11 protein-coding genes are annotated in these 16,053 nt (G+C 50.1%); 5 read left to right on the top strand and 6 right to left on the bottom strand.

From position 1 onward, the window contains the following. Positions 1-31: 31 nt before the first annotated feature. The 4 genes from MUG84_RS23225 to MUG84_RS23210 are packed head-to-tail and all read right to left on the bottom strand — an operon-like array spanning position 32 to position 7,963. Positions 32-4,543 (bottom strand): Ig-like domain-containing protein, encoded by a 4,512-nt coding sequence (locus MUG84_RS23225; RefSeq protein ID WP_244729464.1) that lies wholly within the window; start codon positions 4,541-4,543, stop codon positions 32-34. A 55-nt stretch (positions 4,544-4,598) separates the two neighbouring features. Next, a complete protein-coding gene (locus MUG84_RS23220) occupies positions 4,599-5,468 on the bottom strand; it encodes a carbohydrate ABC transporter permease (protein WP_244729462.1) in 870 nt (289 codons plus the stop codon). A gap of 19 nt (positions 5,469-5,487) precedes the next feature. Next, entirely contained in the window at positions 5,488-6,387 is a 900-nt protein-coding gene (locus tag MUG84_RS23215) for an ABC transporter permease (protein ID WP_244729460.1), read from the bottom strand. Between the two features lie 13 nt (positions 6,388-6,400). Continuing rightward, positions 6,401-7,963, bottom strand: a complete 1,563-nt coding sequence (locus MUG84_RS23210) for an extracellular solute-binding protein (RefSeq protein ID WP_244729457.1) — start codon at positions 7,961-7,963, stop codon at positions 6,401-6,403. Positions 7,964-8,275: 312 nt separating this feature from the next. Here MUG84_RS23210 and MUG84_RS23205 point away from each other — a divergent pair, with 312 nt between their 5' ends. Together MUG84_RS23205 and MUG84_RS23200 are read left to right on the top strand one after the other, a co-directional pair. Continuing rightward, the gene (locus tag MUG84_RS23205) at positions 8,276-10,624 is read left to right on the top strand and encodes a helix-turn-helix domain-containing protein (RefSeq protein WP_244729455.1); all 2,349 of its coding nucleotides are present in this window, start codon (positions 8,276-8,278) and stop codon (positions 10,622-10,624) included. Positions 10,625-10,840: 216 nt separating this feature from the next. Next, entirely contained in the window at positions 10,841-11,620 is a 780-nt protein-coding gene (locus MUG84_RS23200; RefSeq protein WP_244729803.1) for a polysaccharide deacetylase family protein, read from the top strand. 73 nt (positions 11,621-11,693) lie between these two features. Here the strand turns inward: MUG84_RS23200 and MUG84_RS23195 are convergent, their stop codons facing one another. Continuing rightward, the gene (locus MUG84_RS23195; RefSeq protein WP_244729453.1) at positions 11,694-12,041 is read right to left on the bottom strand and encodes a VOC family protein; all 348 of its coding nucleotides are present in this window, start codon (positions 12,039-12,041) and stop codon (positions 11,694-11,696) included. Between the two features lie 68 nt (positions 12,042-12,109). Next, positions 12,110-12,856, bottom strand: a complete 747-nt coding sequence (locus tag MUG84_RS23190; protein ID WP_244729451.1) for a class I SAM-dependent methyltransferase — start codon at positions 12,854-12,856, stop codon at positions 12,110-12,112. A gap of 185 nt (positions 12,857-13,041) precedes the next feature. Between MUG84_RS23190 and MUG84_RS23185 the strand changes: the two genes are divergently transcribed. The 3 genes from MUG84_RS23185 to MUG84_RS23175 all read left to right on the top strand — a co-directional run bounded on the left by MUG84_RS23185 (position 13,042) and on the right by MUG84_RS23175 (position 15,804). After that, positions 13,042-14,040 (top strand): aminoglycoside phosphotransferase family protein, encoded by a 999-nt coding sequence (locus MUG84_RS23185; protein ID WP_244729449.1) that lies wholly within the window; start codon positions 13,042-13,044, stop codon positions 14,038-14,040. A 143-nt stretch (positions 14,041-14,183) separates the two neighbouring features. Further along, a complete protein-coding gene (locus MUG84_RS23180) occupies positions 14,184-14,888 on the top strand; it encodes a dihydroorotate dehydrogenase electron transfer subunit (RefSeq protein ID WP_244729447.1) in 705 nt (234 codons plus the stop codon). Continuing rightward, positions 14,869-15,804 (top strand): dihydroorotate dehydrogenase, encoded by a 936-nt coding sequence (locus MUG84_RS23175; protein ID WP_244729445.1) that lies wholly within the window; start codon positions 14,869-14,871, stop codon positions 15,802-15,804. The genes MUG84_RS23180 and MUG84_RS23175 overlap by 20 nt, the downstream gene beginning before the upstream one ends. Positions 15,805-16,053 lie beyond the last annotated feature (249 nt).

Raw genomic sequence — 16,053 nt, 5'->3', positions numbered from 1 at the left:
CGAACTTCATCGAAAAGGCCTTTCTTGACGTTTATCTGTTCGCAACGGCCTGCCCATCCCGAAGCAGGTAGGCTGCCGCTACTTCTGTAATATGTTTGCCGCTCTGGGCTTGAACCTCATAGAGGAATGCTTCCGCTTGACTGTTATTCAACATCTGGATCAGACTGTTTGCGATTCCATCATTGTCAATCCAAGACTTTTCCCTAAAGAGGGAGACCAGCGCCTTCAGCGTGTCCGCATCCGCGTAAGTAGAGAACGTGATGATGGACTCCTGTGTATTTCCCGCCTCGTCGATGACGGATACGGTGAAGGTATGATTTCCTAAGGAAAGCGTATATAGCGGGACCTCCGTCCCCTGCTCAACGATCCGGTCATCCAGCCGTGCGGTGGTCTTCGCGGAATCGATCCCGGACATCGCATCGTAGGCGGTCCAGGACAGAGTCAGGGATTCCGTGTCCGCATAGGCTTTTTCGACCGGTTCCGCAACAGAAACGGCGGGGACCTCGGTATCGAGAATGAACTCAAGGGTTTTCGCTTCCTCCGCATTACCGGCGAGATCCAGCGAACGATAGAGAATCGAATAGCGGCCATCCTGACTGAAGGTTAAGGAGTCTTTATAAGGCATCCAGGTGTCGCCTCCGTCCACGCTATATTCCGTGGACGTTACTCCCGACCCTGCATCGGAGGCATTCAAGGAGAGCGTAACGAGCTGGATATACCATCCGTTCGCGCCGTCCGGTTCCGACGGGTTCACTACAGCCGTGGTCTCGGGAGCGGTCCGGTCGATCAGCGTAAACTTCACGTCGTCGAACCAGATTTCACTGAACCCGCCTACATAGAAGCCTACCGTTCCCGACGGATTGTGTTTGGGATCAGAGCCCTCGAGCCTCAATTCGCCGTTTACGTACACGCGGATATCGGCGCCATCTGCCAGAATGCGAATGTTATACTCAGTATCCGGCTTCAGATCCTCGTAAGGCAGGTTTGTCGTTTTCAAGGTGGACCAAGCCGCGTTGTATAGAATCCACTGCGAGGTGCCGTCCGCCAACTTCTTGTAGCCGATTTTGCCCGATGTTCCGGAGACGGAACGGTCATACACGTAGAGTGTTCCCAGATCCGGCATGACAGCTGGGGTCTTCAGTTTGAAGGTCAGGTCATAATCCGTAAACATCTTCGGATGAAGAGCGGAAGCGCCCTTCAGGATTTTGTATTTCTTATTACCGTTCACGGTTACGATGCTGCGGTTCGGATCCACCGGCCATCCGTTCGCCCCCGAATCGAAATCCGTAAAGTGCAGAATATTCGATACGTGGACCCGGGCTGAAGTAGTGGCTGCCGGATTTGCAACCGATGTAACGGTAATTTCGGTCTCTCCTTCGGCCAAAGCGGTTACCAACCCGCTTGCATCGACGGAAGCAATCTCCGGTCGGGAGGTTTGCCAGACGACATCGCGGTTCTCGGCATCGGACGGATCAAATTTGACCTGCAGCTGGTGCTGTTCCCCCATCACCATGTTGACACTGCTCTCATCCAGCAGCAAACCAGACACATCCGTTGTGGGAACCGAGAATTTGATATCGTCGAACAGGAGCCCGCCAAAGCCTCCGGCATAAAACCCTACCTTGCCGGAAGAGTTAAATGTCGAATCGCTGGCCTTGAGCTTAAGCTTGTTATCGGCATAGATGCTAATTTCCGATCCCTTGACGATGACCTTCATGTTGTAGACGGTATCCGGCTGCAAATCCGAAGTAGCCAGCGTATTCTGCTTTACGGTGGCCCAGGTCGAGTTATAAAGAATCCAAGATGAGGTCCCGTCGGCATACTTCCGGTACCCGATCCTGCCTCCGCTTCCGCTGGGATTCAGCCGGTCAAACACATAGAACGTAGCTTCATCCGGAATCACAATCGGCGTCTTAAGCTTAAATGTCAGCTCGTAGTTGTTAAAATCATTCTCGTTCAGAGCTGTCGCCCCTTTGAGCAGCTTATACATGTGGTTGCCACCGTCAACCTCTACGATGCTCCGGTTCGGGTCGCTCGGCCAGCTGTTCCGTCCGGTCTCGAAGTCTGTATAATCGATGATACCGTCCCCGACTTCGACCGTAACTTGAACCTCATCCTTAAGAAGTGGGTTTTCGGCGGAGACTGCCGTAACGGTGGCATTCCCCAGATTAACCCCCTTCAGCTTGCCGTCCGCATCCACCTTCACGACGGAAGGGTCGCTGGAAGTATACTGCAGCACCGGGTTTGTAGCGTTCCACGGAAGTACCGCCGAATACAAAGGATACGACTTCCCTATGCCGATGGTCACGTTCTCGTCATACAGTTTGATTCCCTGGACAGGGATTCTGTCTGGAGCCAAATAAGGACCGGCTTTGCCCATAATTCCGATTTCGCTGAAAGGGACCGCTTGGAAGCCCGGTATCTTCTGGAACACCTCCGCATCCGCCTTTAGATTCAGGTCGCCGCCCGCCAGGTTCACAAAGCCTGGATCATGATCTGTCACCCAGTTGTTCGCGTATTGGACCAAATTGTACTTGTCATATGCACCCTGCGCATTCGTCGTGCTGCTTCGTGGTTTCGTTGGGTTGTACACCACGTTGTTCTGGAACGTGTTGGTGTCCGGATAATACCGGTTTTCCGTGAAGAAATCCGCCAGCTCCGGGTATTTCACCAAGTGCGGCATCCCTTCGAAGTTGTTGTATTTCTCGAACAAAGCCTGCCACTTGGGCATATAGTTCTTGGCGATCTGCTGATCCGAGCCGTCGCCCAAGTACAAATCCGCATAATCGTACGGTACTTTGGCGTCGACAAAGAGGTTGTTGCGGGTCCGGATATGAGCGCCTCCGTTGTTCAATATGGCGGAATTACCCATCCGGTAGAAAATATTTTCTTCAATGGTAAGCCCCATGGTGAAGTTGTCTGGATATACGCCTTGAACTCCGGCCTTGCCTTCCCCGATGTGGTGAAAGTAATTCCTCCGGATCATCGACCCTCGCTCCTGGGGCGATTCTCCCAGGTTCATATAGATGGCGCCGAGGTCCGAGAATGTTTTGCAGACGTCATAAATGTTGTTGTACTCCACCAGATGGTCGTTGCCGAAGATCAGAATTCCTGGATGGGGGGCGTCATGGATCTCGCTGTGGGAGACCCGGTTCCCCGCTCCGGTCAGGATCACACTGGGGTTATAGGCTTTATGGTAGTAGGCAAAATCATGGATATGGCTGTTCTCCACCGCATTGTTGCCCTGTTCAAGCGTCAGCCTATCCCCGCCGTTCAGAATGACTCCCGTGCCCCCGATATGATGGATATGGGAGCTGATAACGGCATGGTTCACCCCCGTCGCCTTGGCGAAGTCGTTGTACATCCAACGGCTTTGAGTATTGATCAGCACGCCTCCGTTGGTGAAGTTGCGAATTTCACAATGGACCAATTGCATGCTATTGCCGCCCATGATGACCGCCGCCGAGTCCCGGCCGTTCTCCAGGATCAGGTCCTCAAAGGTCACATACGAGGCATTGACGGCATTGATCATCGGGGTCTTCAGCAAGGATACGGTGATTTCGGGATGATCTCCTTCAAAAGCGGCCGTAGGCATGAAGTAAAGCAGGCCTTGGCTCCGGTCGATATAATACTCACCCGGCATATCCATCTCTTCCAGCAAGTTCTGGGCAAAATGGAAGTCAGGGTACCAGTTTTTAAACAGGCCGCTCATTTCCCCGTACGCCAAGGTGATGGTCTTGTTGTTCGTATCGATAGCCGCGACTTTGTTGTACGACCATTCCCAGCTGTAGCCGAAAATGCCGTCCAGCCAGATATCGTCCGCCTGCGTCCAGAGATCCGGCCGTTGATAAGTGTAGTTAAAGGTGCCTCCGCGCATCTGCAGGTCCGGATCCTTGCGGGTCGGGCCCGGATCCAAAATGGTGCCCATCTGGACCGTCCCCTTGTTGGGCCAGCGGGCCAGCGTCATGCCTTGGCCGTCGACATACAGTTCCATCGGGGGGACCTGGCTGACGTCATTGGCTTTATAATAACCGTGTCGGCTCAATACACCGTAATCGGTGATGCCGTGTCCTTTTAAGTCCGCCTGCAGCACCTTCGTTCTGGCATCGGTGCTGATGATCCGATTCAGGACCGCCGGGTCCGTCACCGGGGTGAACCAGCTCTTTTGAAGCTCCAGACCGCCGTTCAATCGCACACTTTCACCCGGATAAGCCCGGTAGGTAATCCGCTTATCCGCCGAACCCGAATCCTGTTCCTCTAGAAGAAAGCTTTCGCTTCGGTTATACGTGCCGCTTCTCAAATAGACCGTGACTCCACCTTCCGGCAGCCTCGATTCCAGCTTCATTTGCCGGATCGTGTCCCTGGCCTTTTCCAGGGTGTGGAAGGGAGCCTCCTCCGTTCCGGGATTCAAATCGTTTCCATCAATTGATACATAGAAGACAGTCCCAGGGTTCTCAGTTTCCTCCGCATAAACTCCCGGAACCGGCACACACCCTAATAACAAAACGATGATCAATAAAACCATGATCCGTCTTCTCTTCATGAGTATGATTCCCTCCCTATCAAGATGTACTTTAAAATCGGCATTTGCCATGTCCCTACCCCTTCACAGATCCGATCATTGTTCCCTTCTCAAAATATTGAAGCAAAAACGGATACAACACGAGCACTGGTAAAGAGCAAATGATCACCGCCGCCATTTTCAAGCTCTCTGGTGCGGGAGGGGTGATGTCCGTCGCCGTTGTAAACGGGTCCAGTCTGTTCTCGATGAGAATCTGGCGGACTATCTGCTGCAGCACGAACTTTGACTGGTCGGTGACATAGAGCAGATTATCCATGAAGGCATTGATGTGGTGAACCAAAGACCAGAGTCCGATCGTTACGAGGGATGGGATGGACAGCGGCAGCACAATGCGGAACAGGATCCGTAAGTCTCTGGCCCCGTCGATGCGGGCCGCTTCGATCAGCGCATCCGGAATCGATCGGAAGAACGAGATCATCACCAGCACCTGAAACGCATTGGCCGCAGATGGTAGCACGTAGACCCAGCGTGTGTTGAGCAGGTGCAATTCCTTCATCAATAGATAATTGGGCACAATCCCCCCGTCGAAGATCATAGTGAACAGCAGAAGCAGAACAAGCACGCGCTTCATGGGAAAATCGGGACGCGAAAGCGGATAAGCGGCGCAGACGGTAACGAGAAGCGTTAAGGCCGTCCCTACCACCATGCGGAACAGCGTATTTGCATAACCCGACCAGATAAACGGATAATCCAGCAGTTCCCGGTATGCCCCCCATTCGAAGTCCCGCGGATAAAAATGAAACCCGCTCCGGAGGGCTTCACCCCGTCCGCTGAAAGAGACGGAAAGGACGTGGATGAACGGGTACACGACAATGAGCGCCAATACCGATAACGCGAAATAGATGATACCTGGAGCTATTAGATCTTGCCATCTTTTCATTTTCATGACTGGCTTCCTCCTGCTTTTACCATAGCCCGCTCTCTCCGCGGCTCAGTTTCCGTACGGTCAGATTGGCCCCCAATATAAGCAGAAGCCCTACCACCGATTTGAACAGGCCGATGGCCGCGGTGTAACTGTATTGGAATTGCTGCAGGCCAACCCGGTAGACATAAGTATCGATCACGTCACCGGTTTCATAGGTGACCGGGTTGAGCAGATTGATGATTTGTTCGAAATTCGCACTCAAGAAACCGCCCAGACTTAAGATGAACATAATCGCCACGGTAGGCATGATTGACGGGATATTGATCCGAATGATCCGCTGCCAGCGGTTCGCCCCGTCGATGATGGCCGATTCCTGCAGCTCCGGATTGATTCCCGATAAAGCGGCGAAATAGATGATCGAGCCCCAGCCCAGATCCTTCAGAATGGCGGAAACGACCACGATCGAGCGGAAATACTCTTTCTTTCCCATAAAGAATACCGGCTCCAATCCAAACCATCCCATGATTTCGCCCACAATCCCGGAGGTCGGTGAGAGGAAATAGATGATCAGGCCAGACATGATGACCCAGGATACGAAATGGGGCAAGTACATGGTCGTCTGGATGAACCTCTGGAAATGCCGGGACCGGACCTCGTTTAACAGAAGCGCCAGGATTATCGGTGCGGGAAAGGCAAAGATCAGCTGGTACAAGTTCAATAGCAAAGTGTTTTTTAGCAGTCGATAAAACTCGTTATTTTGAAACAATTCTTGAAAATGTTGGAATCCAACCCACGGACTCCCCCATATTCCGTCTACCACCCGGAAATCCTTGAAGGCGATGATGACTCCATATAAGGGTCCGTATTTAAATATGAAGAAGAATGCGAAGGAGAAAAGAAACAGCGTGAGCAGCTCTCCGTGTTTTTTTATGGTTTTCATGACGCACTTCCCGTTATTTTTTGAACTGATTTTGGTACATATCATTGGCTTCCTTGGTCAGCTCGTCGCCGCCCTTGGCCTTCCATTCAGCTACGAATGTATCGAAATCGCTCAGCGGGATTTCGCCGCTGATGATTTGGGCGAAGTATTTCTGCATAAGTGATGTCAGGTCTTTCTTGTACTTCCCATCGGAAGGCAGTGACGAGAACAGCAGCGCATCGGTCCACCTTGGAGCGGAAGAGGTGGCTTTGATCGCCTCGTTCAACGCTGGATTGGAGTATTTGTCCCGATAAGCCTGGGTCGTAATGTTTCCGAGTGAGAACAGGCGGATGCCGAGCTGGTCGCGCTGCTCCTGCTTCTCAAAACCGGGTATGAACTTCGTGGCGCCTGAAGCAGCCCCGCTCTCCGCAAAGTCCCAATGAGTCCCTTTCACTCCTAGGCTGGTCATGTTGATGGTCTCCTCATCGCTGCTCTCCGCCCGCAGGATCTCGAACAGTTTTTCAAGCTTCTCAGGCTGATCCTGCACTTTGCTGCCGATGACGATGAAGTTACTCTTCACTCCCCAATCCCAGGAGCCATCTCCGCCGGGGCCTTTCGGATTTTTGGCGAACACCAGCTTGGCATCTGGGTTCAAGGCCTGCATTTCCTTCACCGTTGAAGATTCCGGGAGCGCGCCTTTGCTAATTTGCTCCTCGATTACGCCGATCCGGTTGTTGTAAAGTTTCTTGCGGTATGAATCCTGTGTATCAGTGATGAATTCTGGATCGATCACTCCGTCCGCATACCACTGCCGCAGCTTAGCCAAAGCTTCCTTCGTCTCCGGCATAATCGATCCGTTCACGATTTGACCGTTTCTCTCCATCCACATAGTTGGCTCCACTCCGAACGCTCCGAAGATCGAATAGAAGCCAGATGACCAAGTGGAGGTGGCCGTGCCGGTCAAACCGTACGTATCCTTTACCCCGTTACCGTCGGGATCCTTCTGGGCAAAGGCATAGACGGCCTTCTCGAATTCATCCAATGTCTCCGGCACTTTCCCGATGCCGACCTTATCCAGCCAGTCCTTGCGCCAAAGCATGCCCAAGTCGTACGGCTTCAGATCGATGAACATTGGGATGGCCCACAGCTTGTTATCAATCGTGACGGTTTGGAACAGCTCGCTCTTTTTCTCGATATCTGTGTAATACTCCGGCATTTTCTCTTTCAGCATGTTCGGATCGATGCTCATCAGCACGCCCTGGTTCTGATAAGCTGCCACGTTGGCGGGATCACCCAGCATAAAGATGTCCGGAACCTCCCCGGATGCAATGCTGGCGTCGGTTACCTTCACCGGTTTGATCTTAACGTTGAACTTCTGTTCCAGCCACTTCTGAATTTCGGAGTCATTCACCACTCCGGCAGCCTGGAAATGGATTCCCCAAGTGATTTCCACCGGCTTGGATTTCGCAGCCGGCGATTCTCCTGTACTTGTACCCGGGCTTGCGGTGTCTGCTCCAGAATTGCAGCCGGTGAGCAGGCTGGCTGCTATACTTACCGCCAGGAAGACAGCACTTACGAATTTGATTCTTTTGTTCAAAAGAATATCCCCCCTGTAATAGGATGAAGTGATCCGCACCCAGCATTACGACCCGGCTGGAATGGGAGCGATTACATTTTTAACATAAGCTTTCTCCTTCCCGATACACAATCCTCTCATTCCATTTTTATTATGTTTTTGGCTACCGAACGCTTTTGAACCGAATGATGTTATTCCGTTTTTAGTATGTTTTTCGGTTTTCATCTGTCCGAATGACGCCTCTGTGAGATATAATTCACTTTAACGGTGTTTTTAGATCGGTTGAGTTTTGAATTTGTAAGCGTTGCCACAATATAAGAAAGGGGGATTGCCATGCGGGGAACCTGGGCAATCAAGAACAACTCGATGTTCGTCAAGCTTCTCCTGTCTATGACCGCCATCGCCTTGACCACCGTCGTTCTCATTTCTACGATTACTTACAGGATTTCGGCCGACAACAGCGTTCGAAACTCCATCGAGTATAATAAATCCACCTTGACCCAGCAGCAGGAGTTGATTCACAAGGAGCTGACCACCATTAGAAATGCCACCACAAGCCTGCTCATGGCCCAATCCTACTTGTATCGGACCATAGGCGGCAAGCTCTCCGTAAGCTCCCTAATCGATTTATCCGCCTTTGTGGAAGAACAAAAAAAGCTCAGCCCGTACATTGATTCCATTTATTTGTATTATGCCCCGCTGGAGCTTGTCCTGACATCGCGTCCCGAGGTGAAGACGTCCCCGATTTTGAGCTTTGCAGACCGGTCCTGGCTAGATGTCTGGAATCAAGATTCGGAATCCCGTACCGTTTGGATAACCGGCCGGCAGAACGGCTTTTCACCAGACCATCCCGCTACCTCCCTTCTCCAGAAGATGCCGCTGATCGGCCAAGTGGAGGGTGCCATCGTCATCAATCTGAATCTGGACCTACTGTTCTCCAACTACTTAAGCCATTACCAGAGCAAGAAGGGAACAAGCATGGTACTCGGTCCAAAGGGGGAACTGCTCTACTCTGATGCCCCTAACGGAGAAATGCTCCTCGGGCAATTGGATGCGGACCGTATGACATCGGAGAGCGGCTTCTACATCGGCAGGGACGATCAGATCGTCACTTACACCACCTCGGAATTGACCGGCTGGAGATTTGTCAATATCACCGAGCGCTCCGTCCTTCTGCATGGCATGGACCGTATTAAAATCATGGTATGGACCGTTGCGTTAACTTACATTACAGCTGCTGTTGCTATTTCCTATTACTTGTCCAGAAGATTGTACCGACCGCTTCAAAGCGTGATTTCCTATATTGTAGGCTCGGAAGAAGCCGAACGACACGAAGAATCCAGGACGACACACAACGGAGACGAGGCTGGCTTCATCCGGCATTCCTTCGAGCTGATGACCCGCAACCGTGAACTGCTAATGAAAGAGAAACGCAAGGTTGATGAACTGCTCATCGGCAACCGGACGGCCATCAAGGAGAAGTATCTGAACGATTTAATTCAGAGCGTCGGCAGGGACGATCCTGTCAGCAGACCGGACCACGCGGGCGAGCTATTGGGGCTCCGGCTCGATTTCAACCATTTCGCCATCCTCACGCTCGAGCTGGAGGAACCTTATCCGATGAAGGGGCCGGACGATACGTTCCACTTCCATCTGCTCCATTATGGACTTATGGAAGAGCTGGGTGCCGATATCGACGGCGAGATCTTCGCCAAAGACGGAAGGCGGACGGTCATCCTCCTCTCCGTACCTCTGGAGAAGGATGATACCTTCCCGATGGAACAAGCCAGGAGGCTGAAGCAGTATCTTCTCACCCGTTACGGCATCTCCGTGACCATGGCCGTCAGCCGCATTCACTCAGGGGAGGCATCGGTCCGCACCGCCTACAAGGATACACTGGAGGCGCTGAATTTGAAAATCTACATTGGAAAAGGCGAAATTCTGCCTTATTCCATACTTGATGAATGGAAATCGGAGGAAGGGGCTTATTATTACCCATATGCACTAGAAACAAAGCTCCTGCAAGCCCTGATGCAGACCGATATGGAGGAATGCACCTCGGCCATCCGGGCGGTCACCCGGGAGGTACTGGGACAGAAGCTCGGAAAGGCCAATATTCAGCAGCTGTATGTACAACTGAGCGGAGAGATCGTCAAGACCCTGGTCCAGACCGGCGGCGAGATGACCATGGTGTTCGGCGAACGGTCATCCTACACCGATGCGCTGGCGCGCGCGGAGACGGTACAGGATATGGAAAAGTGCCTCTTGGCTATTTGCAGTAAGATCATTGCCTACCACCGGGAGAAGCGCTCCAAAATGACGGATGTAACCCTCCAGCTGGCGACGGAATACATGGACGCCAACTACAACAAGAATATTTCCGTGGATATGGTGGCGGAATATGTACAGCGCAGCTCATCTTATTTAGGGCGCATCTTCAAGGAGTCTAAGGGCATGACCGTCAATGATTATCTCATCCAGCTTCGCATCAAGCGGGCCATGGAGCTTTTGAAGCAGCCAGGCGCTTCCGTTGAGGAGATTTGCCGGGAAATCGGGTACGCAAATGTCAGCTATTTCAACAAATTGTTCAAAGCCAGGACTGGACTTACCCCGGGACAATTCCGGCAACAACAAGCGGCGGACCAGCTCTTCGCCCAGGGAAAGGGGCCGACGACATCCTAAGTTGGTCAACTTCGTTCTGTACGCCTTCACCGGATGGTCAGCTATTTATGTAAGGAGGCCGGAACCTCTGCTATTGGCAATGTATCGGATATAGGTAATGAATAGGTGTAATCAACTTTACACTCAAAACCGAGTAACATTGATAAAACTCCCAGTTTTTTTTGTACTGAAATGTACAAGTTATTTATACTGAGGAGGTTGAGTAAATTGCATACTATGCACATTTTTCTGTCGTTACTTATTATGTTAATAAGCGGATGCGAACAAAAAGCGAGTCCTCCTGACCCATCGCAAATAGAGAAAAATCAATCTGCACCAAAAACTCATTCGATCTCACGAGTCAACACAGAATCTATTCCGATTCTGATGTACCATTCGATTGGCATCAATCAATCTACGCTTTTTGTGCCTCCGGAGGTATTTTATAAACAAATGGAGCATTTAAAGAATACTGGGTACAATACCATTACGTTCAAGGATTTAATGAAATGGAAAACGAATGAAGAGCTTCCGGATAAACCGATATTGATTACTTTTGACGATGGCTATTTGGATAATTTCTCAGTCGCTTATCCCATTTTAAAAAAGCTTCAAATGAAAGCAACGATATTTGCCACCAGCGATTTTATTGGTTCACCCAATCACTTGAATTGGAGTCAAATAAAAGAAATGGAACAATCCGGTTCCATTGAAATTGGTGTGCATACAAGGCATCATGTAGAATTAACAAAAATCAACCAGTTACAACTTGTGGATGAGGTTTGTGGAGCTAAACAGAGGCTGGAGAAGAGATTGGGGCATCCCACAATTGCTTTTGCTTATCCATCCGGTAAGTTCAATCAGGATGTAGTACAGGTGGTTAAGCGTGCTGGATTTGAGTTTGCCGTAACGACAAAACCTGGTTACGCCGAGAAAAAACAGGGATATTTAACTCTCCATCGCGTTCGAATACAAGGCGAACAGTCAATTGCTGCTTTTATTCGAAAATTCCCTTGATGTCCAAAGAAACAGCCCCATCCCAAAGGGACGGGAGCTGTGCTCACGTGGTCCTATCCAAATTTACAACTCGTTATTTCTCCCAAAGCTCGACCAGTCGACCTTCAGGATCTTCAATCCAAATAAACTTTCCAAATTCACTAATCTCTTCTTTCTTTGCAAGAGGTACACCAATATGTTCAAGATGCTGAATAGTCTCGTTTAGATTATGTACTTGGAAATTTAACATCACTTGTTGATCTGTTGGAAAATAACTGTCATTCTCGGTAAAGAAAGAAAAGATGGTCTCATTTCCTAATTGGGGTTTTATCACAGTCCCATTCCAATTTTCTATTTCAATCTTCAATACTTCACTGTACCATTTTTTTATAACTTCAAGATTCTTAGTTCTCCAAAATATTCCCCCGAAACCTTTTATCATCGTATCTAACTCCTGTCTGTCTTCAAATTTTTAACTATCCGATTACATTAGATATTCAAGATTTAAATTTAAGTTCCTTTTCGACCCGTTACGATCCTAACAGGAGGAAAAATCAGCCAGTGCGGCCCGACAATTCGTACATGGACAGCACCGAGCGTTTTGAATGCTTCCGCATAATCTCGTGTATGCTGGAAATCAAGAATAGCAAAGCGGCCGCCGGTCTTAAGTACGCGCATAACCTCGCTGATAGCCCGGTACCGATCATCGGAACTAGGAATGTTATGAATGGCTAGGCTGGAAACGACGACATCGAATTCATTATCCACAAAAGGCATGCTCCTCGCATCGCCATTCACGATTTCTACCCGCTCTGCCACTCCTTCGATAAGGGAGTTTCTACGCGTCACTTCGGGGTTGTTCCCCGACTGGTCCTGCTTGTTCCAAATATCGATGCCGACTGCTTTTCCCGTGGTTAGCCTGTGGGCGGCCGCATTCAGCACAAGCCCCCGCCCGCATCCGACATCCAGGACCTTCTCGTCGCCGCGAAGCGCCACAAGATCAAGCAACCTCTCCCGCTCGCGAAACTTCCCTACTTTGCTGCTCCATATCATGTACAATGCCTCGGCCGAAACGACCAGAAAGGAAAATAAGCAAATGAGTCCAATCACGATCCCCATCCATTGCAGCTGTCTCGGAAAAATAAAAAAAGCCGCGATGCCAAGAAGGAGAAATCCAGCACCGATCAGCAAAATGTTACGTACGACGACGGGCGCATCGATGCCGTAGTTTACCCGCTGTTTTTTGAGTTGATCCAATTCACTCACCCCCGCAAATATTTGATCGTTCATCGATCGGAAAATGGTGCAGCATATCTCTAATGTATTTGATTCGAACACGGCATTCATCCATACACTCTATTCTCGGGCGAATATAATATGAACAAACGTCCATCGCCCGCCTTCACAGAGAGATCCGATTTACGATGAAAGGAGCTCATTCTATGGCTGATACCTACAAAAGCACACAAATTCGCAGCATCACCCGTCAATTCGGTCTGAACATGCTGAAATCAACGCCGATCGCCTCCTTTTACCGTAAAAACGCTGTTATTCAGGTGCAAACAGACGCTGGGACCTACGCGCTAAAACCCTTTTTCCGGAGTGAACTCCTTCACCCAGGTACTGTGACGCAAATTAGCACAGCTGCAGGTTATATCAAGCTCTTAATGAACAGCGAGTACCGTTATATGCCTAAATGGCTTCCGTCCCATTCGGACGCATTATGGATATTAAGTCAGGGAAGGCCTTTCTATATAACAGAATGGATTAAGGGGCGCCGCCTGGAAACGGCGGGAGACTTTGAACAGCTGGGCCTTGCCCTCGCCGTGCTTCATACCACACCCACCGGAATAAAAAGTACGAAGCGGTCCCCTACCTTTGAGCAAATTCAATTATGGAAAACTCAGGATCGTCTCTCCCGTAAGGGCATGGCACACTCTTCCCACAGAGCAGGGTACAAACAATGGGTCAGTAAGTATGGGGAATCCTACAAGTCTCTTTCGGACCGGGCATGGACTGATCTTGCAAACCCGCAAATCGTAAATCTGATGAAGCAGGAAAAGGCTCGTCCTGCACTGATTCACAACGATGTTACCTCACCTAACGTCATTATTTCTGATGGTGGCCGTCTGTTTATCATCGACTGGGACCGGATCCGGATTGGCTCCACCTATGTCGATACAGCCAAATCGATCATGAACACAACTCAATTCAATCCCAAGTTCATCCAATCGTTCCTGAAGGGATACGAAGAACGCAGAACTTTAAGCCGCGCCGAGCGAAAATTAATTGCCGCATTATATCGATTGCCCCGGGAACCCTGGTCGGCTTTCCGATTCCCGGGCCGCGCAAGAAGCCGCGAGCTGCTGCGTATTATGGATCAGACGTGGCCTCAGCGGTTAGAAGCAATAGAATTATTGACAGCATGGTCAAATCAATAATTTTCTATACAAGAAAGTGATGCGTATCACGGTCAGATGGATCAAGGAGCAGGCATAGTAGATAGGAGAAAGAACACGCGATTTTTCTATCCATATGACATCTAGATCAGACTTTCCATAGTCGTGAAAAAAGGAGCATGCTTGTGTATACGATTCTTTCCAACGAACGCATCTGTGATGGCATTTACCTCATGACGGTGGAGGGACAATTTCAAGAAGCACGTATGGGGCAATTTTTTATGATGCGGGCTTGGCAGGATGCCCCTATACTGTCTCGTCCCATTAGTATTTTCAACATAGAGAAAGACAGCATTCAATTCCTATATAAAATTGCCGGAGAAGGCACTCGCTTATTGGCAAAGCTTCATAAAGGGGACAGCATCCAATTGGAGGGCCCATTAGGCAATGGATTTCCGCATGTTAAAGGACGGGTTGCCCTTATAGGAGGCGGGATAGGCATTGCTCCTTTACTGTATACCGCCAAGCAGCTGGATAAACCGGATATATATCTTGGCTTCCAGGATCAATCCTATTTGACGGATGCTTTTAAACCCTACACGGACAAGCTTGTAGTACAGATCGGCGGCAGTGTGCTGGATGCCTTGGATCTAAGCTCATACGAATACGCATTTGTGTGCGGTCCACTCGGCATGATGAAGGAAGCTGCGAGGATGGCGGAAGGGCAGGACACGAAGGTGTATGTCTCTTTTGAGAAACGGATGGCATGCGGCATTGGGGCATGTTACGTTTGCACCGTGATGAACAAGAACGGCAATCGCAAGGTGTGTACGGATGGTCCTGTATTTCTAGCGGAGGAGGTGCAGTGGCATGCGGAACTTAGCTTGTAATATCGCCGGCATTCCATTCAACAATCCCATCGTGATGGCATCCGGAACGTTCGGATTTGGACAAGAATACGCCAAGTACTACGATATCAATAAGCTTGGAGGGATTGCGTCCAAGGGTCTGACCCTTGAGCCTCGCCCTGGAAATAGCGGAACTCGTGTGTGGGAAACATCCGGGGGCATGATGAACAGCGTCGGTTTGGAGAACCCGGGAATCGATGCCTTTCTCGCCGAAGGAATGAAGTTCTGGGAAACGATCGAGCCCGTTAAAATTGCCAATCTGGGCGGGAGCAGCATCGAGGAATATGTGCGGGGTGCGCAGAAAATAACGAAGGATACCGAAGAACGCCGTAAAGCGGGGCTTCGTGCCATAGATATGATCGAACTGAACATCTCCTGCCCCAACGTGAAGGAAGGCGGCATGGCCTTCGGCATCCAAACAGCCATTGCCAGAGAAGTCGTCCGTGAAGTGCGTCAGGTCACATCGCTGCCTCTTGCCGTGAAGCTGTCGCCCAATGCGGAAAATATCGTAGAGATGGCGGTCATGTGCGAAGAGGAAGGCGCGGATTGCGTCTCTTTGGTGAATACTTTTTCGGGTATGAAGATCGATATTCATCAGCGCCGGAGCGTCTTCTCGAATCTGTACGCCGGCTTGTCCGGCCCGGCCATCAAACCCATTGCCCTGCGCATGGTGCATCAGGTTGCCCGGCAAGTAACGATTCCCGTTATGGGTATGGGTGGAATCTCGTCGGCATCCGATATCATTGAATTCATCATGGCCGGTGCGGAAGTCGTTCAGGTCGGTACTTACAACTTCATGAACCTACGTGCGGGAGAAGATCTTCTTGCCGGACTGCAGAGCTTTATGGAGAAGGAGAATATTAAGAGTTTGGATGAGATTCGGGGAATTATCCGTTAAGAATAAGAAGCGGCCTTACCTTCAAACGGTTTACACTGTTCCTTATAAAGAAACAAATTTTCAGATTAGACTGGATTTCGTTCTAGAAATTTTACTTTAATTCATAAAAGGAGCCACAGAGATGAACTGCACCCCAATTGTTAGACACAGTCTAACAATTGGAGGTGTAGTTTTTTTGGCTAAATACTCAACTGAAGAGAAATTAGAAGCTGTCCTGGCTTATCTAGAAGGTAAAGCGTCGTATAAAAC

The sequence above is a fragment of the Paenibacillus mangrovi genome, from assembly GCF_022898935.1.
GTDB classification, from domain to species: Bacteria; Bacillota; Bacilli; order Paenibacillales; family Paenibacillaceae; genus Paenibacillus_AQ; species Paenibacillus_AQ mangrovi.
Note: the sequence above shows the minus strand (reverse complement) of the source record. Positions and strands in the feature narration are given on the sequence as shown.

What these genes read in the sequence shown, in the direction of transcription:
- MUG84_RS23200 (WP_244729803.1), top strand. Translation starts at nt 10,841, where the DNA reads ATGCACATTTTTCTGTCGTTACTTATTATGTTAATAAGCGGATGCGAA.
- MUG84_RS23215 (WP_244729460.1), bottom strand. Translation starts at nt 6,387, where the DNA reads ATGAAAACCATAAAAAAACACGGAGAGCTGCTCACGCTGTTTCTTTTC.
- MUG84_RS23175 (WP_244729445.1), top strand. Translation starts at nt 14,869, where the DNA reads ATGCGGAACTTAGCTTGTAATATCGCCGGCATTCCATTCAACAATCCC.
- MUG84_RS23225 (WP_244729464.1), bottom strand. Translation starts at nt 4,543, where the DNA reads ATGAAGAGAAGACGGATCATGGTTTTATTGATCATCGTTTTGTTATTA.
- MUG84_RS23220 (WP_244729462.1), bottom strand. Translation starts at nt 5,468, where the DNA reads ATGAAAATGAAAAGATGGCAAGATCTAATAGCTCCAGGTATCATCTAT.
- MUG84_RS23195 (WP_244729453.1), bottom strand. Translation starts at nt 12,041, where the DNA reads ATGATAAAAGGTTTCGGGGGAATATTTTGGAGAACTAAGAATCTTGAA.
- MUG84_RS23185 (WP_244729449.1), top strand. Translation starts at nt 13,042, where the DNA reads ATGGCTGATACCTACAAAAGCACACAAATTCGCAGCATCACCCGTCAA.
- MUG84_RS23205 (WP_244729455.1), top strand. Translation starts at nt 8,276, where the DNA reads ATGCGGGGAACCTGGGCAATCAAGAACAACTCGATGTTCGTCAAGCTT.